We start from the raw sequence: 21,474 nt of genomic DNA on the forward strand, positions 1-21,474 counted from the left end.
ATCGGCCCGCCATGATCACGAACTTCCTGCTCGACCACTCCGCCCTCGTGCCGGTGGCGATCCTGCTGGTCGCGCTCGTCTGCGCAGTCCTTGGCCTCCTGTTCGCGGACAGGAGGCGGATCCTCTGGGCGCTCGCGGGGGTGTCGTCGCTCCCGGTCTTCGCGCTGACCTTGGTACCGACGGTGCACACGATCGACGAGATCCTGTGCACCGTCCAGTTCTCCGTGCCCACGCTGGGCGCGGTCGAACTCCTGGCCAACGTCGCGCTGTTCCTCCCGCCGGTCTGTTTCGCCGCGCTGGCGTCCCGGCGACCAGTGACGATGCTCGCGGCGGGTTCGGTGCTGTCCGCCGTGATCGAGACGCTCCAGGCGCTCGTGCCCGCGATCGGCCGTGCCTGCGACACCAACGACTGGCTGATGAACACCATCGGCGCGGTCCTCGGTGCCCTCATCGCGGCAGGCACGGCGTGGCTGGTGGACCGCCGCGCTCAGTCGGGCAGTTCGACCGGCGCGATCTCGTCGTAGACGTCACCCGGTCCCGGGTTCGCCGGGTCCGTCTCGCCACCGAAGTGGTGCAAGACGCCCCACACCGCGTTGAGCGCCGTCTGGACGGCGCCTTCGGCCCAGCCGGCGGTCCACGAGACGTCGTCGCCCGCCAGGAAGAGACCGCGGTGGCGCTCCTCCAGCCGGTCCTGCTTGAAATGGGTGAACAGCCGGTGCTGGTACCGGTAGTGGCCGGGCAGGTTGGCCTTGAACGCGCCCATGAAATGCGGCTCGGCCTCCCACGACACGGTCACCGGGTCGCCGATGATGTGCCGCCGGACGTCGACGCCCGGATAGATCTCCTTCAGTGACTGCAGCATCACCTCGACCCGCTCGGAGACCGAGAGCGGCAGCCACTTCAGCGAGTCGTCGGCCCAGGTGTAGGACAGGCAGATCACCGCGGGCGCGTCCGGGTCGTCGCCGAGCAGGTACGTACCACGCGGCATGCGGTCGGTGAGCGTCATGCTCATCGTGTCGCGGCCGGTCGCCGGGTCCTTGTCCAGCCAGAAGGGCCGGTCGACCGGGACGAAGACCTTCGAGGACTCCATGTAGTGCGTGCGCTCGATCGCCGTCCAGTGGTCGATCGGGAACAGCGCCTCGTCGCATTCGATCTTCGACAGCAGCATCCAGCTCTGCGCGGTGAACACCGCCGCCGGGTAGGTGCGGATGCGGCCCTCGGTGTCGGTCACGGTGATGTTGTTCGGCGCGGTGCGGTGCAGCCGGGCGACGCCGGGGTTCGGGCTCCCGCCGTGCAGCGAGCTCAAACTCGTTCCCGCGGGCCAGAACGCGATGTCCTCGGGCGCGTGTTCCCACAGCCGCAACGGGAGCTGTCTGCTCCCGCCGACGATACTGCGGTGCTCGTCGTCGGCACCGGTGTAGACCACCCGCAGGATCTCCAGGATGGAGTTCGGGAAGTCGGTGTCCCAGCCGCCGGTCCCGAAGCCGACCTGTCCGAAGATCTCACGGTCGCGGAAGGACGCGAACGCGGGCGAGTCGCAGAGGAAGCCGTAGAAGGTCTGGTTGTCCAGCTTCGGCACGAGTTCGTTCCACAGCCGCTTGATCGTCTTGACGTCGCGTTCGCGGATCGCCTTCTGCATCTCGGTGAACGCGGCCTGCTCGGACAGTGTGCTGTCCCAGGCGGCCGCGACCTTGCCGAAGACGGCGGGAAGTTCGTCCGCGGTGCGCGCGTAGTGGCTCTCCCCCTTGAGATCGACGACGGTGCTCGGCGTTCCCGCGGCCAGCGGGTTCGGGAACGGTGTCGTCTCCAGACCGACCTTGTCGATGTAGTGGAAGAGCGCGGTCGACGCCGGCGGGAAGCGCATCGCGCCCATCTCCGCGACGACGTCGTCCGGGCAGCCGGGGAAGTTCACCGTGCGCAGGCGGCCGCCGATCTCGGCGATCTCGTACACGACCGGGCGCAGGCCGAGCTTCATCAGCTCGTACGCGGTGACGATGCCGGAGAGGCCGCCGCCGATCACCGCCACCTCGGTGCCGTGGCGCTCGGCGGGGAGCGAGCCGAGCCCGGCGGGGTTGGCGAGGAAAGCGTCGTAGGCGAACGGGAAATCGGGGCCGAACATGGTGATCGGACGGCCCGTGGATTCGTCGTGGTGGATCGCGGTCGGGAGGGCGGAGGTCATGCGGAAAGTCCTCGGTACAGAGCGGGCCTTCGGTCGGCCAGGTGGGTGTTCTCCAGACGCGACGCGGCGAGCGCGTCACGGGTGACTTCGGCGTCGATCAGCTCCGGACCGGCGCCCGCGCGAGCGAGCACTTCGCCGGTCGGGGCGACGACGCAGGAACGGCCGCAGTAGTTCAGTTCCCGTTCGGTGTCGCAACGATTCGCGTAGGCGACGAACAGCTGGCTCTCGTAGGCACGGGCGGGCACCAGCGTGTCGGCGACCAGTTCGTAGGGGCTCATCAGCGCGGTCGGCACCACGAGCAGTTCGGTCCCCGCCAGGGCGTGCGCCCGCACCAGTTCGGGGAACTCGACGTCGTAGCAGATCAGCAGGCCGACGCGGAGATCGCCGAGGTCCGCCTGCACGACCGCCTCGGCGCCCGGCTCGAACCAGTCACGGTCGATATCGCCGAACAGATGCGTCTTGCGGTAGTTCGCCAGACGTTGTCCGCCGGGGCCGATCAGCTGGACGCTGTTGTACACGCGGCCGTCGGCGGACTCGGGGTACCCGTAGGCCAGTGCGATACCGCTTTCCCTTGCCAGCGTGGACATCCGCTCCGCCGTCGGACCGTCTGCCGGTTCGGCGAGTTCGTGGGAACGGGCGCCGATGTGGTAGCCGGTGGTGATCATCTCGGCGGCGATCACGAGATCGGCACCCGACGCCGCGACGACGGACGGCAGCTCGGCGTACGAGCCCTGATGGACAGCGACCTTCACACCGACGACGATATCCACCGTTTCGATGCACCGATAAGAGCAAATCGTTGCACAGAGAAGTGGCATACTGTCGAATCAATGCAGCATCACGCAATCCAGCGGCGATTTGTTGTCTGGATCACCCGCCCGGCGGCGGTTCCTCCGCGTGGTCGTCCGTCCAGCCGAGCGCCTCGGTGATCGCCTTCTCCGCGATGGCCGACATGGTCGACATGTAGGTTCCGCTGACGTGGTTGTCGTCGAGGTAGACGAGCACGTTGCCGATCACCGGCGGGCAGACCTCGGCCGTGCAGAAGTAGTCGCTGAAGTCGACGAACCGCACGTTCGGCGGGAGATCCGGAAGTGTTTCGTACGGCGGCTGGGCAGCGTAGAGCTCTGACCGTGGAGTCGCGCATTCAGGCGCCGTGACACCGCGGGCTTCGACACACGCTGACGGCGACTGGCCGAAGCGCGGGTTGTCCCGCACCGCGAGCACCGGGATGCCCGCGTCGTCCACCTTGCGCCACTGCGCGACGTAGCCGGACGGCACTCGTTCCTCGACGCCGGGTTTCACGTCCCTGGTGCCGATCGTCATCACCGCGTCGGGGCGGGTGGTGACGATCTCGTCCACCACGGCGGCGTTCCAGTCGATGCAGGACTGGTCCCCCGGCACGGTGTCGGAGTCGGTGGAGAACGGGCAGCCGCCGCGGAGGATCGACGTGACCTCCCAGTTCTTCTTTTCGGCGATCGGGAGGAGGGCACCGAGGAACTGCCCGGCGTGGGAGTCACCGGTGACCACGATCCGGCGAGTGGGATGCCCGGAGGTCTGCGAGGTGCAGATCTCGAGGTCGGCGTTGCGCGGGGAAGTGCCGCAGCGGGCGGGGTCGATCCCGGCCCAGTCTTCGGACACCGCGACGAACGACGGGACGAGCGCGGCGTCGGCGGCGCCCCAGTAGGTGAATCCTTCGGTGTGCGCGAGCGCGCCGGGGTGATCGGGGTCGTCGACCGCGATCGAGTAGCGCTCCGCCTGGCTCACGCTCACCCACTGCCACGCGCCTGCCGCGGCGAGCACGGCCGCGAGCGTCGCGGCGCCGAATCGGTAGGCGCCCCACCGGTTCGCGGTCCCGATCGCGGACACGCGGACCGGTTTTTCGACCAGGTGATGGGTGAGCACGGCGAGGACGAACGCCAGCGCGATGATCACCGCGCCACCGCGCAGGCCCACCTCCTCACGGTCACGGGCGACGAGGTAGAACACCAGGATCGGCCAGTGCCAGAGGTAGAGCGCATAGCTCAGATCTCCCAGGTACGTCAGCGGACGGCTGCTGAGAAAGCGATCGGCGCCGGCTTTGAACGCGGTGTCGCCCGCGAGGATCACCAGCGCCGCGGAAAGCGTCGGCCAGAGCGCGAGATACCCGGGGAAGACCGTGCCGACCTGAAGCACCAGGCCGCAGGAAACGAGACCCGCGACCCCGACCCAGCCGAACACGACCCGCGCCGGCCGGGGCACCGAAACCCGGTCGAGCACCAGCGCGAGCAGACCGCCGAGCGCGAATTCCCAGACCCGCGTCAGCGAATCGAAGTACGCCGGCGGCTGGTCGACCGCGGTCGACCACACCGAATACGCCAGCGACGCCACGAACACCGCGCCGAGCACACCGAGAAGCATCGACCGGACGTTGTGGCGTGTCCGCCTGGCGACCAGCAACACCAGGCCGACCAGCAACGGCCAAACCACGTAGAACTGCCCCTGGATCGACAACGACCAGAAATGCTGGACCACGCTGGCCGAGTCGTGCTGCGCGAAGTAGTCGGTGAAATCCGCCGCCAGCTGCCAGTTCTCCAGGTACAGCGCGGAGGCGACGACCTCCTTGATCGTCTGGAACCAGCGATTCTGCGGCAGCAGCACCAGGCTCACCGCGACGACCAGCAGCAGCACGGTGAGCGCGGCCGGGAACAACCGCTTGATCATCCGGCCCCACATCGGCCGGTACTCGATCCTCCCGCGCACCGCCGCCCGGTGGAGCTGGCCGGTGACGAGGAAGCCGGAGATCAGGAAGAACGCGTCGACGCCGCCGGAGATCCGGCCGAGCCACACGTGATAGACGACCACCAGAACGCACGCGAGTGCCCGCAGCCCCTGAATTTCCGGGCGGAACCGCCGCTCCGTCTCCCGCACACAACCACCACCAAGATCACGGTCGCCGACGGGCGGGGACCCTACGGCAGGAAGCTGTGAGCGAGCTATGCCCCCTCGTGAGTGGCGAGGTTGCTCGCCACAAGTACATGAAGGCCGGTCATCTCGAGGGGTTGGGCAAGGAGGCAGGTTGCGAGAGTGGCCAGCCCAGACGGTAGCGAAGGCCTCCTTCCCTACTCTGAAGGTAGGTAAGGAGGCCTTCACTACGCAGCCGTGGCTTTGGTGAGGCCCATGCTCACCTTTGCCCTATCCCCTCAAGAAAACCCGGCCACGAGAGTCAGGTCGACTTCTGGCCGTCGATGCTCTCCCGCAGGATGTCGGCGTGGCCGGCGTGTTGCGCGGTCTCGGCGATGACGTGCGTCAGCACGCGGCGCACGCTGCGCACCGCGCCCGGCGGGTTCCAGGGCGCCTCCGGCAGGGGGTGGGTCGCGGAAAGATCCGGGATCGACGAGACGATCTCCCTCGTCCGCGCGGCCACCTGCTCGTAGCGCGCGAGGATTCCCGCGAGCGTGTCGCCGGGCAGCATCCTGAAGTTGTTCTGGTGGTCGATCGCCCACTGCGGGAACTCGCGGGCGGTACCGGCGCCGAGATCGGCCCAGGTGACGCCTTCCGGCAGGTCGTAGGTCATCGCGGACGGGCCGTCGACCGCGAACCGCAGCCACATCTCCTCGATCGAAGCGACGTGTTTGATCAGGCCGCCGAGGCTCAGTTCGCTGACCGTCGGATGCGCGTCGAGCTGCTCGTCCGTGAGCCCCTGGACGGTGGCGGTCAGGGCGGCGCGAACAGTGTCGAGGGCTTCGAGCAGGTCGGCGCGCTCGGCGTCGAGGATGGTGGCGGTCATCGGGCCCTCCGGGTTGTCGTTTTCTGGCACATGACGACTCTCTCAGGGGTAGAGGACAGGTTGTGGCCGCTTCTCCGGGCATCATGGAAACATGCCGAAAACCTCCGCGCGCCTGCTCTCGATGCTGTCGTTGCTGCAGGCCCGCCGTGACTGGCCGGGAGCGCTACTGGCCGAGCGGCTGGACATCAGCCCGCGCACCGTACGGCGCGACGTCGACAGGTTGCGCGAACTCGGCTACCCCATCGCGACCATCAAAGGCCCCGACGGCGGGTACCGGCTCGACGCCGGGTCCGAACTGCCGCCGCTCCTGTTCGACGACGACCAGGCGGTCGCGCTGGCCGTCGCGCTCCAGATCGCCACCACCAGCGGCGCGGGGATCGAGGAAGCGGCGATGCGGGCACTGAACACCGTCCGGCAGGTGATGCCCTCCCGGCTGCGGCGCCGGATCGACACCCTGCGGGTCACGGCCGTCGAATCGCCCGCGAGCCGGTCGGGCCCCCGCGTCGACGGCGACGTCCTGCTCGCGCTCGGCGCGGCCGTGCACGCCCGCGAGGTCCTGCGGTTCGACTACGCGGACGCGCCGCGCCGGGCGGAACCGCATCACCTCGTCACCTGGCATGGCCGCTGGTATCTCGTCGCGTGGGATCTGGATCGCGCGGACTGGCGCACCTTCCGGGCCGACCGGATCTCCCCGCGCACCCCGACCGGTCCGCGGTTCACACCACGTGAACTCCCGGCCCCCAATGTCGCCACCTTCGTCGCGAGCCGCTTCCGTGGTGCGTCCGAGTCCGGCGAGTGGCCGTGCCGCGGCGAAGTCGTCCTCGACCTTCCCGCGGCCACCGTGTCCCACTACGTCCGCGACGGTGTCGTCGAAGAACTCGGGCCGGATCGGTGCCGTCTGCTGCTGGGGTCGTGGTCGTGGGCCGGGCTCGCGGCGAGTATCGGCCGCTTCGACGCCGACATCGAGGTCGTCGGGCCTCCCGAACTCCAGGACGCCTTCGCCGTTCTGGCCCGCCGCTACGCGAAGGCGGCCCGGATCGGCTGAACACGGATACGACGCCGGGAACCGCCCAGGTCCGGGGACGATGCCCGACGTCGTCGACCGCCCGGGGTCCGGAGGCGGTGCCCTCCGGTACCGGGAGACCGCCCGGGATCCCGGTTACCGAAGCTTCGATGCTCCTCACGCCTTGTGGTGCACCTCCTGGAGGCCGTACACCGGTGTCGGGATGCCCTCGTAACGCGCTTTCAGTTGCAGCGCGAGGTAAAGCGAGTAATGGCGCGACTGGTGCAGATTCCCGCCGTGGAACCACAGGCCTTCCTTCCGCGTGGGCTTCCACATGTTGCGCTGTTCCCCCTCCCACGGCCCGGGGTCCTTCGTGGTCCCGGAGCCCAGGCCCCAGCACTTGCCGACGAGGTCCGCGGTCTCCTGCCCGACGAGGTCGGCGACCCAGCCGTTCATCGAGCCGTAGCCGGTGGCGTAGACGACGAGGTCCGCCTTCAGTTCCGTGCCGTCGGACAGCACCACCGCGTCCCGCGTCAGATGGTCGACCTGTCCGTGGGCCAGTTTGATCTTCCCGTCGGCGACCAGTTCCGACGCTCCGACGTCGATGTAGTAGCCGGAGCCGCGGCGCAGGTACTTCAGGAACAGGCCGGATCCGTCGTCGCCCCAGTCGTGCTGGAACCCGGCCGCTTCCAGCCGCGCGTAGAAGTCCTTGTCCCGCTCACGGATCGCGTCGTACACCGGGATCTGGAACTGCGGCATGATCCGGTACGGGATCGACGCGAAGATCATGTCCGCCTTGTCGGTGGTGATCCCCGACCGCACCGCGCGTTCCGAGTACAGATCGCCGAGTCCCAGCTCCATCAACGAATCCGACTTCACCACATGCGTGGAGGACCGCTGCACCATGGTGACGTCCGCGCCGTGTTCCCACAGTGCCGCGCAGATGTCGTGCGCGGAGTTGTTGGAGCCGACCACGACGGCCTGCTTGCCCGCGTAGGAATCCGGGCCGGGGTGCTGGGACGAATGATGCTGATCGCCCTCGAACACGTCCATCCCGGGGAACGACGGGAGATTCGGCTTGCCCGACATCCCGGTCGCGAACACGACGTGCCGTGGCGTGAGCACCAGTTCCTCGCCCTCGCGGACCACGGTCACGAGCCACTGCCGCTGTTCCTCGTCCCAGGACGCCGAGGTGACCTCGGTGCCGGTCCAGTACGGCACTTCCATGAGCCGCGTGTACATCTCGAGCCAGTCGGCGATCTTGTCCTTGGGCGCGAACACCGGCCAGTTGTCCGGGAACGGCAGGTACGGCAGGTGGTCGTACCAGACCGGGTCGTGCAGGCAGAGGTTCTTGTACCGCTTGCGCCATGAATCGCCCGGCCGTTCGTTGCGCTCCAGGACCAGCGTGGGCACGTCGAGCTGCCGCAGCCTGGCGCCGAGCGCGATCCCGCCCTGTCCGCCGCCGATGACGACGACGTACGGCTGCTGCTCGTAGCCGAGCCGGGTCTGTTCCTCCTCGCGCTTCTCGGCCCAGGACTTCCGGCCGCGTACGACGCCGTGCTCGACACCCTTCGGCCGCTGCTCGTTGCGACGTTCCTCGAAACCTTTGAGCTCGCGCAAACTCGTCAGCAGCGTCCAGGCGCCTTCGTCCTTCAGCCTCAAGTGCCCCTTCCCGCGTCCGGTCGCGGTTTCGAATTCGAGCCACGCTTCGGTCACGCCGTCGGCTTCGGTCGGCGTCTCGGTCGTACGGAACCCGGACGGGTCGATCCGGTCGAGGCACGCGCCGAGCATTCCGGCCACCTCGTCACGGCCTTCGACCGTCTTGATCGTCCAGGTGAAGGCGACCAGGTCACGCCAGTAACTGTCGACGGCGAAAAGCGCGGCGACGGCTTCGACGTCGCGGGCGGCGAGGGCCGATTCGAACCGGCTCAGCCAGGCGTCCACCCGAGCCTGCGGCGAGCCCGTCGCCTCGATCCGGTCCACCGTCTGTGTCATGGTCACTCCTGAACTTCGGCGTTCGGCTGTTACCCCGATCACACGCCTCGGGCGGGTACGGCGGCAAAGGTTGCAGCGTGTTGCACCTCCGGCTCCTTGGCGCGCCTCGGCAGGCGGTCCTATGCTGGTCAATCGACGCGATGGTGCGGAGGTGGCCTGTGAGCTTGTACAGCTCGGTCCCGCCCGGCGTCGACCTGCCGATGCACGCCCGGGACCTGATCCGCATGCACGAAGCCGTGATCGGCGGCGGCCGTCCACGGGTCCGGCCGCGGCCGCTGGTGTCGCGGTCGTGGTCACGGATGCTGAGCCTCGGGCTCGCCGCCGACGGGGTGAACACCCGGGATTCGGTGCCGCTCGACGAGGTCGGCCGCCGTCGCCGCGCCTCCCCGCTGCGGCTGGTGGTGGAAGACCTCGGACAGGTGGTCGGCGCGACGGCCGACACCGCGAACATGCTTCTGGTGGTGACAGACGCCGAGGGGATCATCCTCTGGCGGGTGGGATCGCCCGCCGTACGGCGCCGGGCCGACACCTTGGGCTTCACCGAAGGTGCCGTCTGGACCGAGAGCAGGGTCGGCACCAACGCGATCGGCACCGCGCTCGCCGAGGCCGCGCCCGTGGAACTGCTCGCCGGTGAACACTTCGAACAGGGCCAGCATCCCTGGTATTGCACCGCCTCGCCGGTGCACGATCCGCGCACCGGCGAACTCCTCGGCGTGATCGACGTCAGCGGTCCCGCGCTGACGCTGCACCCGGCGATCGGCGCGTTGGTGGAGACCGGGCGGCGCCTGGTCGAATCCGAACTCTGGCGGCACCATCAGCAGGGTCTCGACCGGTTGCGCCGGACCGCCGAACCGGTGGTGACCGGCGTCGGCGGCCCGGTACTGCTGGTGGACGACGACGGCTGGGTGGCCCACTCCGCCGGCGTCGCCTCCGGCGCGCGGATCGCCGCGCCGGCGGAAGGACAGATCCTCGCCGTGCCGGGACTCGGCGCCTGCCTGCCCGAACGGCTGGCCGAAGGCTGGCTCGTCCGCCCTGCCGACACCGCGCGCCGCGTCCGGCTGGACCTCGAACTCGGCCACGCGCCGATGCTGCGGATGGCGTCGGGCGACGTCGGCTGGGTCCGCACGGTGACGCCCCGGCACGCGGAGATCCTGGTACACCTCAACACGGCGGGCCTGTCCGGGCTTTCGGCCGAGGCGCTCAGCCGGGCGCTCTACGGCGACGCCGAACACCTCGTCACCGTCCGCGCCGAGGTCTCCCGGCTGCGACGGCTGCTCGGCGCCATTGTGGACACCCGGCCGTACCGGCTGGCCGCGGGTGTCACCCTGACAGTCCACAAAGGACTTAAAGTGGGCGGCTGAACCCCGCCCGGTTGCCGGAGGAGCAGGCCGGGTACTCCACGCGAATGGAGATCTTGCTCGCCGGGGCAGGCGTTCTGGCGCTGTGTGCCGCCGTGCTGCCGAACCTGTTGCACGAACGCGCGCTTTCGATGCCGTTGGTCCTCCTGGTCGGCGGGCTCGTTTTCGGGCTGCTCCCGTTCGGACACCCCTATGGTCAGGGGGTGCTCGACCCGCGGTCGCAGGTGGGCGCGGTCGAAGTGATCACCGAGCTCGGCGTGCTGGTGTCACTGGTCGGCGCGGGGTTGAAATCCGACCGGCCGTTCGGCTGGCGGTCGTGGAACTCGACCTGGCGGCTGCTGGCGATCACGCTTCCACTGTCGGTCTGCGCGGTCGCCCTGCTCGGCTGGTGGGCGCTCGCCCTGTCCCCCGCCGCCGCGCTGCTGCTGGGCGCCGTGCTGTCGCCGACCGACCCGGTGCTGGCGAGCGACGTCCAGGTGCCCGCCCCGCATACCGACGACGGCCGGGGCTCGGACAACGAAATCAGGTTCACCCTGACCTCGGAAGCCGGGCTGAACGACGGACTGGCGATGCCGTTCGTGCTGCTGGCCCTCGTGCTGGCCGGAACGGCGAGTACGTCCCCCGTGCCCTGGCTGCTGACCGAGGTCGTGATTCCGCTCGCGGTCGCGGTGCTGGTCGGCTTCGCCTGTGGCCGGCTGTTGTCCTGGCTGATGTTCCGGGTGCGGCACGACAGGCTGCGCCTGGGCGAATACTCCGACGGGCTGGTAGTGCTGGCCATCGCGTTCCTCCCCTTCGCGCTCTGCGAATGGCTGGGCGGCATCGGCTTCGTCGCGGTGTTCACCGCGGCCGCGACGATCCGCGCCAGCGAGCGCTCGCACGAGTACCACGGAGTGCTGCACGAATTCGGCGATCAGCTGGAACGGCTCTTCGTGGCGCTGGCCTTGCTCGGTCTCGGCGTCGCACTGGGCGACGGGCTACTGGACGGGCTGAAACTCGTCGAAGTCCTGGTGGCGGTCGCGGCCGTGGGCATCGTCCGCCCGTTGTTCGGCGGACTGGCCCTGCTCGGCGGCGACGCCACCACCCGCCCGGCTGCGGTGGCGATCGCGTTCTTCGGTATCCGCGGGATCGGCAGTCTCTACTACCTCGCCTACGCACTGGGGCACGGCGACTTCCCGATGGCCGACTCGCTGTGGCGGGTCACTGCGCTGACGATCGCGGTTTCGGTGCTAGTGCACGGGCTACTGTCCGGCCCGGTGATGCGCAAACTGGAGCACCGGGGGATGCAGAACTTCGAGAACGGGTGAGGCCGGCGCACCGGTACCGACTGGGTCACCGTGGTCGTGAGTGGCGATTCGGGTTCTACAGGGGTAAGTCAAATGTGGCGTGCCCGAGCCTCTGCGGTGCAGGGCCCCCTTCACTGGGTTAAGGCAGAGAGGCGGCAGACAGCTGCGCTCTTCAGTGTCCACAAAGGACGCTTTCCAGCGGCGAAATGTCTGCTTCAAGGTCATATGCCCGTTTTGATGAGGGGGGTCGTGAGTGGCAAGTAGGGTTCTAACCCTCTTTGCCACTCACGACCCCCTCACCAAACCGCACAAATCGCTCAACTCGGGCACTGCCACCGCGGAAAACGTCCCTTATGGACAGTCAGGAAGGTGTCCCGTCGGCGAGCCCCGCTCCTGCCGCCAACTCCGGCACGCCACGTTTGCCTTACCGCAATAAACCCGAATCGCCACCCGCGACCCGCTAGCGGTGCCACTCACGGCCCTCGAGCCGGGCCTTCACCCGCTCCAGCGTGGCGGCGATGTTGGCCCGGTTGGTCCCGGCCCGATCGGGCTCGCCGGTGATGAGGATGGCGATCGGGACGAACCACGGCGGCACGAGCAACCAGTTCGCCACGGCGAGCCGGGTGCCGTCGCCTTCCGGGACGATTTCGTACTCCCACCGGGAAATCGGCACGAAGAACGGGGTCCGCACCCGGTAGGCGAACCGGCGGCCGGGTTCGGCCTCGGTGATCTCGGCGTGCGTCACCCAGCGCCGCCATCCGTTGCGGTTGCTCCCGGCGAACCAGTTCCCGACGCGCGCCTCGGTCGCGCCGCGGATCCAGCGTGCCTTGCGGAGCTCTTCGGTGCACTCCGACATCGCGACCGGATCGCTGACGAGCCGGTACACCTGCTCGGGGGCGGTGTCGATCGTGACCGCCCCGGTCGCGATCGGTTCGCTGTAGGTCAGGCTGTCCCTCGGCTTCGTCACCATCGCGCCTCCCAGTCGACTTCGCCAGCCCACCAGCACGAGCCCGCCCGGTCAAGACCGGCGGGGTGAGCACCGCACGGACGCGGAATCAGCGTGCGGCGATGAGTGCCTGGGGTGCGCTTTGCTTCATCCGCGTACGCAGCCAGGTCAGTTGCCGCGCGGTCTCCTGTTCGTGATTCTCGACCAGATCGAGCAGCTCCCGGTCTCGGAGACCCTGCGCCGCCTGACCGACCACCGTCCAGGTGATGTCGGTGAACGAAGACAGGGCGTAGAGGTCTTGCAGGTCCCGGAGCAGGCCGACGCCGCCGCCGCGGGTGCCTTCCAGGCCCGCGGCGTGGAGCCGCTCGGGCTCCTGCTCGCGGTCTTCGCCGTAGCGCTCGACGATCGGGGCGAGCGCCTCGGTCTGCCGGTCGATCCGCCCGGCGAGCAGCAGGCACGTCTGCCGGACGTCGGGTTCCTCACCGTGGCCTCGGCCGACCTGCCGGAAGGCGTCGGCGAGCGTGGTCAGCGAGCTGTGCAGAAGCCCGAGATAGGTGGCGAGATGCATGAGTCAGCCCTCCACCTTGCGGACGCGGACGGCACCGATCTTGAACAACGGCTGTTTGGACACCGGATCCCATTCGGTCATGGTCAGCTCGTTGGCGGCGCGCGGACGATCTTCACCGCCGGTGTCCCAATAGCCGTAGTGGAACGGCAGGAACACGACGCCGGGACGGACCCGGCCGATCCGCGCCGGCACCTCGACACCGCCCCTCGCCGACTCGACCCGGACGAGATCCCCGTCCGTGACCCCGAGTTCGGCGGCGTCGGCCGCGGCGAGTTCCGCCCAGGGCTCCGGTGCGGCCCGCCGGAGTTTCGGGGCGCGTCCGGTCTTGGTGCGGGTGTGGAAGTGGTACACCGTGCGCCCGGTCGTGCAGACGAACGGATACCGCTGGCCGGGTTCCTCCGGCGGAGGCGTGTATTCGGCGGCTTTGAGGAAAGCGCGCCCGTCCGGACGCAAGGCCTTGTGTTCCCGAGCCGATACCGTGCCGCCGGTGAGCAGGTCGTGGCCGTAGTCCTCGCACGCGTCCGTCTTCGTGGTGAACACGCCGTCCGCGTAGAGCCGTTCGGTCCCGTCCGGGCGCTCTTGGTCGCAAGGCCATTGGATCCCGCTGCCGCCGCGAAGTTTGCCGTACGACAGCCCGCTGTAGTCGCACAACCGGCCCCGGCTGCACTCCTGCCAGGCGCGGAAGGCCTCCTCGGGGGTCCGCCAGCCGATCAGCGGGTCGCCGTCACGATCGCGGAAGTCCATCCGCCGCGCGTAGTCGAGGAAGATGTCCAGATCGGCGCGGGCCTCCCCGGGCGGGTCGACCGCCTTCTCCGAAAGATGCACCGTCCGGTTGGCGTTGGTGAAGGTCCCCTGTTTCTCGCCCCAGAGCGCGGCGGGGAGCACGACGTCGGCGAACTCGGCCGTCTCGGTCCGGAAACCGTCCTGCACCACGACGAACAGGTCCTTCTTGCCGAGGATCTCCCGGATACGCGGCAATTCCGGCATGGAGACGGCCGGATTGGTGGCCGAGATCCAGAGGAACCGGATCGAACCCTGCTCCGCGTACCGCCAGATCTGCATGGCGTGCGTCGGCGGCGACCAGTGCGGGATGGTCATCGGATCGATGTTCCACAGCTCGGCCAGCTGCCGGACGTGCCCGGGATTCTCCCAGTTGCGGAACCCGGGAAGGTCGCCGTCGGCGCCGCATTCGCGCGTGTTCTGCGCGGTGGGCTGGCCGTTCATCTGCAGCACTCCGCCGCCCGGCCTGCCGATCATCCCCCGCAGCAGATGCAGGTTGTTGACCTGGCAGGCCGCCGCCGTCGCCTGATGCGACTGATAGAAACCCTGCAGCACGGTCGACAGCACCCGCTCGGCCGTGCCGAAGATCTCCGCGGCCCGCACCAGCGCGTCCGGGTCGATCCCGCAGATCTCGCCGACGTGACCGGGGGTGTACGGCTCGACGGTCTTTTCGAGTTCGGGGAAACCGAGGGTGTGCGCGGAAACGTAGTCCTCGTCGACCCGTTCGTTCACGATCAGCTCGCGGACCAGGCCGTTCATCAGTGCCTGGTTGGTGCCGGGCAGCGGGGCGAGGTGGAGACCACCGGATTCCACCGCCGCCTCGGCGACCTTCGTCCGCCTCGGATCGACCACGACGACCACGGGTGGCTCCGGCCCGGCCAGCCGGTCGAGGACACGGCTCCACAACACCGTCTGCGTCTCGGCCATGTTGTGGCCGAACAGGAAGAGCGCGTCGCAGTGGTCGATGTCGGCGTACGTCCCGGGCTGGCCGTCGGAACCGAAACTCTCCTTCATCGAGGCGGCGGAGGTCGCCGTGCACAGCCGGGTGTTGCCGTCCATATGCGGTGTGCCGAGGCCGGCTTTGCCGATGACGCCGAGCGTGTAGTACTCCTCCAGGAACAGCTGGCCGCTGGTGTAGAACCCGTGCGACAACGGCCCGGCCTCGTCCAGCAGTTCCGTGGAGCGCCGCACGATCAGGCCCATCGCGGTATCCCAACCGGCTTCCACAAGTTCACCGTCGCGACGGATCAACGGCCGCGTCAGCCGGTCCTTCCCGTTCCACTGCCACGATCCGTAGAGGCCCTTGGGACCCATCCTGCCGTGGTTGACGAGGTCGGTCTCGCGGCCGCGGACACCGACCATCCGGCCGTCCTTCACCGCTATGTCGCACGCGCATCCGTTGCTGCACAACACGCAGGCCGACTGGACCCATCGGTCCACATCGGATTCCCCGACACCTGCTTCCAGATGCGAGTCCGTTCTGCGGGGCCAAGTGTCCCCACGCCGGTACGGCGTCCGTTCTCCCCAGACTTCCGCGATCCGCTCCGGCACCGGGTTTGCGTTCATGTGGAAGCCGTACCACCTCGCTCACCAGCCGAAACACCGGACAAAGCGGGCAAACGGGGTCAGGTGGCCGGTTCCGCCGCGAAGGTGACCTGGAAGCCCAGCGCCCGCAGTAGCTGCGTGAGCATCACCTTCGTGTTGGCTTTGGCGCGTTCGAGCAGACCGGAGTGCTGCGCGGCCTCACCGATGCGTTTCTCCGCGGCGAGGTAGAACGGCCGCTGGTCCTGCGCGGAAACCAGGGCGCCGAGCCGGTCGATCAAGCCGCGCTCCTGACCGAAGACGTAGCTGCGTTCGTGGTCCAAGGTGGGTTTCGCGAGCTTCGGCTCGGGCAGCCGCACCTCGACCGACCGCCGCTCCTCGGACACGGTCAGCGAATTCTCCACCAGCGGGCCGAAATCGACGTACGCGTCGACAGAGCCCGCCGCGACGAACAGGGTACGTTCCCCGGCGATGCTCGCGGGCACCCACTCGACGTCCTTCTCGATGTCGACGACGACCTGGTAGTCACCGGCCGCCGCGTGATACCGGCTCAGATCCCGGACCGCCTGGAGCACCGCGGGCTGCGAACGGTCCACAGTGGACGTCCCGAACGGATCGAGCTTCGGCAGCAGCCCGGTGATCCGCAGTGCCACCGCGAGGATCAGGAGCCCGACCAGCGCGAACGCCCCGAGACGCACCCAGCGCTTCTTCACGCTCACCACCGCCTCTCCACGGCGTGGAGTACCCGGCGGACGCGGCCCCGAAGCGTCCATGCCGGTTTACCGTGCGATCGGCGGAACCGGATTCCGCACTTGGAGTAGTTTGGCCGCATGCAGAACGTCTTGCCCGCGCCGGATAAGACCGGGCTGAACATCTCGGCGTTGCACTGGGCGGGTTTCCTCGGAATCGCCGTGCTGGTGCTGGTCACGTCCGGGATCGGCCTCCCCTCGGTGCTGGTGGTGGCGCTGGGCGTCGCCGGGATGGCCACCCTCGTGCTCTCCTGGCTCGGCATCGGACGGCTCGCCGCAGGACTGCCCGAGCGGCGGCTGTACTGGATCGCGGTCTCGTGGTGCGCGCCGCTGCTGGTCGCGCGCCCGCTGTTCAGCGGCGACATCAACAGCTATCTGGCACAGGGTCTGATCGCGGCCAAGGGATTCGACACCTATCTCGTGGGGCCCGCCGAGGCGCTCGGCGCCGATTCGCCGGTGACGATGGCGGTCAGCCACTACTGGCGGGACACGCCCGCACCCTACGGTCCCGCGTTCGTCGCGCTGGCCCGCACGATCGCCCACGTCGCCGGGGACGCCTTCGTGCCGACGGTGCTGCTGCACCGGCTGCTCGGGCTGATCGGAATCGTGCTGATGGCGTGGGCGCTCCCCCGGCTCGCCCGCCGCGTCGGGGTCTCGCCGTCGATCGCGCTGTGGCTGGCCCTGCTCAACCCGCTCGTGCTGTGGCACGTCGTGGCGGGCGTGCACAACGACGGGCTCATGGTCGGGCTGATGGTCGCCGGGCTGGAACTCGTCCTCATGGGCGCGGCGAAGACCGGCGTGGCCAGGCCCGCGCTGATCGCGGCCGGAGTGATCGCGGTGAGCGCCGCCGCGAACATCAAGATCGTGGCCGTCGCCGGGCTGCTGTTCGTCGGCGTCGGCCTGTTCCGCCGGGCGACACCCGCCGGCCGGGTCGCGGTCGCGCTCGGGCTGCCCGCCGGTTTCGCCGCCGTCACCGCGGCGATCTCGCTCGGCAGCGGGCTCGGCTTCGGCTGGGTGCGCGTGCTGTCCGGGGTTTCCGGCCAGGTCCACAGCTGGATGGCCCCCACCAACGAACTCGGCTTCCTCGTCGGCGGGCTGGGCAAGATCTTCGGGGCCGACCTGACCGACGGCGCGATCAAGGTGTTCTCCCTGATCGGCGCGATCATCGGACTCGCCGTGGGCGCCAGGCTGTTGTGGCTCACCTACCGCGAGAAGCTGCACCCCCTCTACGGCGCGGGGCTGACCTTCGCCGCGATGCTGGTCCTCGGGCCGGTCGTCCAGCCCTGGTATCTCTTGTGGACGGTCGCCCTGCTGGCCGTGAGCCTCACGACCGACCGCGGGCGCCGGCTCCTCGTCGTCGTCAGCGCGGTGTTCGGTGTTCTGCTCCCGCCCGCGAACGGCGGTGCCGTCTCCTTGGCGCTGGGCTACCTGATCGCCATCGTGCTCGTCGGCGGCACTTTGTTCTTGCTCGAGCGAAAGGGCCTCTTGCCGGAGATCAGGCTCCGCAAGAGCCGGACGTAAAGGCTCCATCGCGCGGGCTTCGCGACCGTGCCGGTGAGTTCACGCTCGGCACGGTCGAGGCAGTCTTCCAGCAGCGCGTCGTGCATCGGCCGCCACAGCAGCGGATAGGTGAACCAGGCCGGGTGCCGAAGCCGCAGCACCATGAGATGCGCGAGTTCGGTCTCCCCGCCTTCCGTCGCGCGCAGGGTGAATTCGTGGAACCCGTCGAAGCCGCGGGGAGCGCTGAACCTGAACCGCACGGACCTTCCGGGATCGTAGGACTCCACGTGGTACCGCACCGGTCCGTGCCCGCCGCCGGCCCCCACCCCGAGTGGCCGGTCGAACCGCAACGGCGGCCACGTGTCGACGGGCCAGAGCCTGTCTCCGTCCGTGGACAGAGTGTCGATCAGCGCACCGGCACGCTCCTGTGCCACGTCGACGATCCGGTGATGCCTGTTCCACACGCGCATCGTGCCTCCCAGTTCTAGAGACCTTCCCCTAAAACCATAATAGAGGATAGTCTCTGAAAATGGGACGGCCACCGCGGCACACCGCCGACGACTTCCTCGACGCCGCCGTGCGGATCTTCGCCACCGAAGGGGTCGCCGGGGTGACCATGTCGGCCGTCGCCCGCGAGGTCGGCGCGCCGAGCGGGTCGATCTACCACCGCTTCCCCGGACGACCGGCCCTGCTCGCCGCCGTCTGGCTCCGCACGGTGACCCGCTTCCAGCAGGGCTACCTCGAAGCACTCGAACGGGAACCGGTCACCGAAGCCGCCATCGAGGCGGCCGCACAGGTCGTCCGCTGGTGCCGAGCCCATCCCGCCGAGGGGAAGCTGCTCTACGGTGGCGACAGAGCGCTCGGCGTCGACGACTGGAGCGCCGGAGATCGCGCTCGCGTCGACGACGCCAACCGCCGCCTCGATGCGGCGATCACCAGGGTCCTGCGGCGGCTGCGCCCGTTGACCGGCCGGAGCACCGACGAACTGATGCTGGCCCTCGTCGACCTTCCCTACGCGGCGGTGAGGCGGCACCTCGACCGCGGCGAGGCGCCACCGCCGCGCACCGTCGACCTGGTCGCCAGGACGACCCGCACGTTGCTGACGGCCTGAACTCAGGGCCGGGCCGGAAGCACGAGGGAGAACTCCTCTTCGTCGATCAGGTCGAGCAACAGCCGGGCGGCCCGGCCGGGCGGCCGCTCTCCCCTGGTGGCGATGGTCAGCGGCCAGGCGAGCCCCGGTTCGTCGAGCGGGATCGTCCGGACCCCTGCCAGCAGGCGAAGATCGGGAACGACGGCGACACCGAGCCCCGCCGCCACATAGGCGGGCACGGCGCGCAGGTCGGCGACCTCGACGACGACCCGTCTCGGCGTCCCGAGCGCCTCGAACGCGCGATCCAGGGCGACCCGGTTGCCGAAGCCGCGCGGATTGTCCACGAACGACTCGTCCGCGAGGTCCGCCAAGGTCAGCGACCGCCGGTCGCACAACGGGTGAGCGTCGGGAAGCACGACGACGAACGGCGCCGAGCCGAGCATTTTGGTGTCGAGCCCGGCGAGGTCGGATTCGGGCAGGCCGAGCAGGGCGATGTCGAGCCTGCCATGGCGCAGGTCCTCGGCCAGCCCGGTGGAGCCGGTGATCGACACCGAAACGTGCAGGTCGACCAGCGGGTACCGCCGATGGAACGCGCCGAGCAGATCGGGCAGGTCGAGGTCCCCGACGCTGGTCAAAGTGCCGATACGGAGGCTGCCGCGCAGGCCGGCGGAGGCGTCGGCGACCACCTCGCGTGCCCTTTCGACCGCCTCCAGCGCGGCCTTGGCCTCGGGAAGGAACACCTTGCCCGCCGGAGAGAGCGCGACCCGCCGCGTCGAACGGTCGAACAGCTTGACGCCCAGTTCGCTTTCGAGCGCCTGAATCGTCGCCGAGACGGTGGACTGCACCGCGTACAGACGCCGGGCCGCGCGCGTGAAACTGAGTTCCTCGGCGACGGCGACGAAACATTCGAGCTGACGGGTCTCCACGGTCGCGGATTATCGCATTCACCGATAACTGTGACCAGTATTGTTCGTTGGACTTGGATGATCCGGCGATTCACAGTGGAGGCATGCTGAACAGCGTCGCCCTCCCCCGTCCCGCGCTCCGGCGGATCAGCCACGGCCGCGGTTTCTGGGTCATCGCGGCCGCCTATGCCGCCTCACTCGCCTTCTCCACCGTTCCCACCCCGCTCTACGTGCTCTACCAGCAACGTGACGGCTTCCCGACCTACGTCGTCACCATCGTCTTCGCCGCCTACGCGGTCGGCGTGATGGGCAGCCTCTACCTCGCCGGCCATGTCAGCGACTGGCTGGGACGGCGGCGGGTGATCCTCGCCGCGACCTTGACCCAGGCGCTTTCCGCGACGCTTTTCCTGGCGTGGCCGGACGTTCCCGGCCTCATCCTGGCCAGGCTCGTCGGCGGGGCGGGGATCGGCGCGCTGACCGCGACCGCCACCGCGCACCTGTCCGAACTGCGCGCTGTCGCCCGCCCGCGCGAGGACCACGGCCGCGCTGGGCTGATCGCGACCGTGGTCAACATGGGCGGGCTGGCGCTCGGGCCGTTGTTCGGCGGCGTGTTCGCGAGCTATTCGGCCGAGCCGCTCACCACGCCGTTCGTGTTCTTCCTGATTCTGCTGCTCGCCGCCGCCATCGCCGTCGCGCTGGTGCCGGAGACGGTGGAGCGCGCCGAAGAGCGACCTGCGTACCGGCCGCAGCGCGTCTCACTGCCGTCGAGCGCGCGACCTGCCTTCTTCGGCGCGGCGATCGGCGCCTTCGCAGCCTTCGCGATCACCGGGTTGTTCATGGCACTGACGCCGACGTTGCTGGCGCAGGGCATGCACGAGAGTTCGCGGATGCTCGCTGGTCTCGCGTCGTTCTCCGTATTCCTCGCGGCCGCCGGCGCGCAGGTGGTCTTCGCCGGACTGGCCAGGAAGACCCAGCTACGGCTCGGCCTCGGGCTGATGGTGGCCGGTCTGGTGGCGTTGCCGGTCGCGGTCACCTCGTCCCAGCTGTGGCTCTTCCTCGCGGGCGGGATCGTGGCGGGCGCCGGCGTCGGGCTGGGCTTCCGCGCGTCGGTGGCCACCGTCGCCGCCCTCGCCGAGCCACCGGTGCGCGGCGAGGTTCTCGCGGCCCTGTTCCTGGCCGCCTACGCCGGGCTGGTCCTGCCCGTCCTTCTCGTCGGAATCGCGCTGGTCTGGCTGCCGAGTGCATGGGCGCTGATCGGATTCTCGTTGCTGGAGCTGGGTTTGCTCGCCTGGGCGGCGCCCAAGGTGCTGACCTGACCGTCCACAGTGGCGCGTCCGGGTGGTGACCCTCGTCAAACCCGCGGGCGCTCCGCGCGGCGGTGTGCCATTCTGGTCGCGGAACCTCGTGATCGAGGTCCCCGGACGAGTGGGTGCCGTACCCGGCCAGCGACAAGACGGCACTCTGGGAGCGCGTCATGTCGTGGCTTGTCCTGATCGTTTCGGGTGTGCTGGAAGCCGTGTGGGCCACCGCCCTCGGCAAATCCGAAGGGTTGTCGCGGCCGGTACCGTCGGTGATCTTCGGCGTGACGCTGGTCGCCAGCATGGTGGGTCTCGCGTACGCGATGAAGGATCTCCCCGTCGGCACCGCCTACGCGGTCTGGGTCGGGATCGGGGCATCGCTCACCGTCGCGTACGGCATGTGGTCGGGCGCGGAAACCGTTTCAGTGGCCCGGATCCTGCTGATCGTGGGGATCGTGGCCTGCGTCGTGGGCCTGAAAGTCCTGCACTGACCCGGTCGTGAGCGCAAAGAG

The 21,474-nt window shown here is 69.1% G+C and carries 19 protein-coding genes and 1 riboswitch; of the genes, 8 read left to right on the forward strand and 11 right to left on the reverse strand.

What is annotated here, in order from left to right:
* Nucleotides 1-11: 11 nt before the first annotated feature.
* Nucleotides 12-524 (forward strand): VanZ family protein, encoded by a 513-nt coding sequence (locus LCL61_RS04105; protein ID WP_340685586.1) that lies wholly within the window; start codon nucleotides 12-14, stop codon nucleotides 522-524.
* On the opposite strand, the gene LCL61_RS04110 is transcribed toward LCL61_RS04105, so the two are convergent.
* From LCL61_RS04110 to LCL61_RS04125, 4 genes are all read right to left on the reverse strand, one after another.
* Nucleotides 488-2,179 (reverse strand): NAD(P)/FAD-dependent oxidoreductase, encoded by a 1,692-nt coding sequence (locus tag LCL61_RS04110; RefSeq protein WP_340685587.1) that lies wholly within the window; start codon nucleotides 2,177-2,179, stop codon nucleotides 488-490. The genes LCL61_RS04105 and LCL61_RS04110 overlap by 37 nt on opposite strands.
* Nucleotides 2,176-2,931 carry a carbon-nitrogen hydrolase family protein gene (locus LCL61_RS04115; protein WP_340685588.1) on the reverse strand — a complete coding sequence of 252 codons (756 nt, stop codon included), beginning with the start codon at nucleotides 2,929-2,931 and terminating at the stop codon, nucleotides 2,176-2,178. The genes LCL61_RS04110 and LCL61_RS04115 overlap by 4 nt, the downstream gene beginning before the upstream one ends.
* Before the next feature lie 118 nt (nucleotides 2,932-3,049).
* The gene (locus tag LCL61_RS04120) at nucleotides 3,050-5,086 is read right to left on the reverse strand and encodes an acyltransferase family protein (protein WP_340685589.1); all 2,037 of its coding nucleotides are present in this window, start codon (nucleotides 5,084-5,086) and stop codon (nucleotides 3,050-3,052) included.
* Between the two features lie 295 nt (nucleotides 5,087-5,381).
* Complete coding sequence (locus LCL61_RS04125) at nucleotides 5,382-5,945, reverse strand: DinB family protein (RefSeq protein ID WP_340685590.1); 564 nt, start codon at nucleotides 5,943-5,945, stop codon at nucleotides 5,382-5,384.
* A gap of 91 nt (nucleotides 5,946-6,036) precedes the next feature.
* Here LCL61_RS04125 and LCL61_RS04130 point away from each other — a divergent pair, with 91 nt between their 5' ends.
* Complete coding sequence (locus LCL61_RS04130; RefSeq protein ID WP_340685591.1) at nucleotides 6,037-6,990, forward strand: helix-turn-helix transcriptional regulator; 954 nt, start codon at nucleotides 6,037-6,039, stop codon at nucleotides 6,988-6,990.
* Nucleotides 6,991-7,125: 135 nt separating this feature from the next.
* Here LCL61_RS04130 and LCL61_RS04135 read toward each other — a convergent pair whose 3' ends face one another.
* Nucleotides 7,126-8,943 (reverse strand): NAD(P)/FAD-dependent oxidoreductase, encoded by a 1,818-nt coding sequence (locus tag LCL61_RS04135; RefSeq protein ID WP_340685592.1) that lies wholly within the window; start codon nucleotides 8,941-8,943, stop codon nucleotides 7,126-7,128.
* A 158-nt stretch (nucleotides 8,944-9,101) separates the two neighbouring features.
* On the opposite strand from LCL61_RS04135, the gene LCL61_RS04140 reads away from it, so the two are divergent.
* Together LCL61_RS04140 and LCL61_RS04145 are read left to right on the forward strand one after the other, a co-directional pair.
* On the forward strand, nucleotides 9,102-10,304 hold the full coding sequence (locus tag LCL61_RS04140) for a transcriptional regulator (protein WP_340685593.1): 1,203 nt from the start codon (nucleotides 9,102-9,104) through the stop codon (nucleotides 10,302-10,304).
* 44 nt (nucleotides 10,305-10,348) lie between these two features.
* Nucleotides 10,349-11,605, forward strand: coding sequence for a cation:proton antiporter (locus LCL61_RS04145; protein ID WP_340685594.1), 1,257 nt, complete (start codon nucleotides 10,349-10,351; stop codon nucleotides 11,603-11,605).
* Nucleotides 11,606-12,044: 439 nt separating this feature from the next.
* Here LCL61_RS04145 and LCL61_RS04150 read toward each other — a convergent pair whose 3' ends face one another.
* From LCL61_RS04150 to LCL61_RS04165, 4 genes are all read right to left on the reverse strand, one after another.
* Nucleotides 12,045-12,554: an SRPBCC family protein gene (locus LCL61_RS04150; RefSeq protein WP_340685595.1), complete on the reverse strand. Its 510-nt coding sequence runs from the start codon at nucleotides 12,552-12,554 to the stop codon at nucleotides 12,045-12,047.
* An 85-nt stretch (nucleotides 12,555-12,639) separates the two neighbouring features.
* Nucleotides 12,640-13,098, reverse strand: a complete 459-nt coding sequence (locus tag LCL61_RS04155; RefSeq protein ID WP_340685596.1) for a hypothetical protein — start codon at nucleotides 13,096-13,098, stop codon at nucleotides 12,640-12,642.
* Nucleotides 13,099-13,101: 3 nt separating this feature from the next.
* Nucleotides 13,102-15,444: a nitrate reductase gene (locus LCL61_RS04160; RefSeq protein ID WP_340685597.1), complete on the reverse strand. Its 2,343-nt coding sequence runs from the start codon at nucleotides 15,442-15,444 to the stop codon at nucleotides 13,102-13,104.
* Between the two features lie 59 nt (nucleotides 15,445-15,503).
* Nucleotides 15,504-16,139, reverse strand: coding sequence for a DUF4230 domain-containing protein (locus tag LCL61_RS04165; RefSeq protein ID WP_340685598.1), 636 nt, complete (start codon nucleotides 16,137-16,139; stop codon nucleotides 15,504-15,506).
* 111 nt (nucleotides 16,140-16,250) lie between these two features.
* Between LCL61_RS04165 and mptB the strand changes: the two genes are divergently transcribed.
* Nucleotides 16,251-17,690, forward strand: a complete 1,440-nt coding sequence (gene mptB / locus LCL61_RS04170) for a polyprenol phosphomannose-dependent alpha 1,6 mannosyltransferase MptB (protein ID WP_340685599.1) — start codon at nucleotides 16,251-16,253, stop codon at nucleotides 17,688-17,690.
* Here the strand turns inward: mptB and LCL61_RS04175 are convergent.
* Nucleotides 17,594-18,139: an SRPBCC family protein gene (locus LCL61_RS04175; RefSeq protein WP_340685600.1), complete on the reverse strand. Its 546-nt coding sequence runs from the start codon at nucleotides 18,137-18,139 to the stop codon at nucleotides 17,594-17,596. The two genes, mptB and LCL61_RS04175, sit on opposite strands and share 97 nt — an antisense overlap.
* Before the next feature lie 59 nt (nucleotides 18,140-18,198).
* Here LCL61_RS04175 and LCL61_RS04180 point away from each other — a divergent pair, with 59 nt between their 5' ends.
* Entirely contained in the window at nucleotides 18,199-18,780 is a 582-nt protein-coding gene (locus LCL61_RS04180; protein ID WP_340685601.1) for a TetR/AcrR family transcriptional regulator, read from the forward strand.
* Nucleotides 18,781-18,782: 2 nt separating this feature from the next.
* On the opposite strand, the gene LCL61_RS04185 is transcribed toward LCL61_RS04180, so the two are convergent.
* On the reverse strand, nucleotides 18,783-19,685 hold the full coding sequence (locus LCL61_RS04185; protein ID WP_340685602.1) for a LysR family transcriptional regulator: 903 nt from the start codon (nucleotides 19,683-19,685) through the stop codon (nucleotides 18,783-18,785).
* A gap of 83 nt (nucleotides 19,686-19,768) precedes the next feature.
* Between LCL61_RS04185 and LCL61_RS04190 the strand changes: the two genes are divergently transcribed.
* Both LCL61_RS04190 and LCL61_RS04195 read left to right on the forward strand, forming a co-directional pair.
* Nucleotides 19,769-20,980: an MFS transporter gene (locus tag LCL61_RS04190; protein ID WP_340685603.1), complete on the forward strand. Its 1,212-nt coding sequence runs from the start codon at nucleotides 19,769-19,771 to the stop codon at nucleotides 20,978-20,980.
* A 78-nt stretch (nucleotides 20,981-21,058) separates the two neighbouring features.
* Nucleotides 21,059-21,127, forward strand: a riboswitch (guanidine-III (ykkC-III) riboswitch).
* Nucleotides 21,128-21,138: 11 nt separating this feature from the next.
* On the forward strand, nucleotides 21,139-21,453 hold the full coding sequence (locus LCL61_RS04195) for a DMT family transporter (protein ID WP_063277207.1): 315 nt from the start codon (nucleotides 21,139-21,141) through the stop codon (nucleotides 21,451-21,453).
* The last annotated feature ends 21 nt before the right edge of the window (nucleotides 21,454-21,474 follow it).

The sequence above is a fragment of the Amycolatopsis coloradensis genome, assembly GCF_037997115.1.
Lineage (GTDB): Bacteria > Actinomycetota > Actinomycetes > Mycobacteriales > Pseudonocardiaceae > Amycolatopsis > Amycolatopsis coloradensis_A.

Excerpts from the sequence above, each read along its gene's own strand:
- LCL61_RS04105 (WP_340685586.1), top strand. The coding sequence starts at position 12 with ATGATCACGAACTTCCTGCTCGACCACTCCGCCCTCGTGCCGGTGGCG.
- LCL61_RS04110 (WP_340685587.1), bottom strand. The coding sequence starts at position 2,179 with ATGACCTCCGCCCTCCCGACCGCGATCCACCACGACGAATCCACGGGC.
- LCL61_RS04125 (WP_340685590.1), bottom strand. The coding sequence starts at position 5,945 with ATGACCGCCACCATCCTCGACGCCGAGCGCGCCGACCTGCTCGAAGCC.
- LCL61_RS04130 (WP_340685591.1), top strand. The coding sequence starts at position 6,037 with ATGCCGAAAACCTCCGCGCGCCTGCTCTCGATGCTGTCGTTGCTGCAG.
- LCL61_RS04135 (WP_340685592.1), bottom strand. The coding sequence starts at position 8,943 with ATGACACAGACGGTGGACCGGATCGAGGCGACGGGCTCGCCGCAGGCT.
- LCL61_RS04145 (WP_340685594.1), top strand. The coding sequence starts at position 10,349 with ATGGAGATCTTGCTCGCCGGGGCAGGCGTTCTGGCGCTGTGTGCCGCC.
- LCL61_RS04150 (WP_340685595.1), bottom strand. The coding sequence starts at position 12,554 with ATGGTGACGAAGCCGAGGGACAGCCTGACCTACAGCGAACCGATCGCG.
- LCL61_RS04155 (WP_340685596.1), bottom strand. The coding sequence starts at position 13,098 with ATGCATCTCGCCACCTATCTCGGGCTTCTGCACAGCTCGCTGACCACG.
- LCL61_RS04160 (WP_340685597.1), bottom strand. The coding sequence starts at position 15,444 with ATGAACGCAAACCCGGTGCCGGAGCGGATCGCGGAAGTCTGGGGAGAA.
- mptB (WP_340685599.1), top strand. The coding sequence starts at position 16,251 with ATGCAGAACGTCTTGCCCGCGCCGGATAAGACCGGGCTGAACATCTCG.
- LCL61_RS04175 (WP_340685600.1), bottom strand. The coding sequence starts at position 18,139 with ATGCGCGTGTGGAACAGGCATCACCGGATCGTCGACGTGGCACAGGAG.
- LCL61_RS04180 (WP_340685601.1), top strand. The coding sequence starts at position 18,199 with ATGGGACGGCCACCGCGGCACACCGCCGACGACTTCCTCGACGCCGCC.
- LCL61_RS04190 (WP_340685603.1), top strand. The coding sequence starts at position 19,769 with ATGCTGAACAGCGTCGCCCTCCCCCGTCCCGCGCTCCGGCGGATCAGC.
- LCL61_RS04195 (WP_063277207.1), top strand. The coding sequence starts at position 21,139 with ATGTCGTGGCTTGTCCTGATCGTTTCGGGTGTGCTGGAAGCCGTGTGG.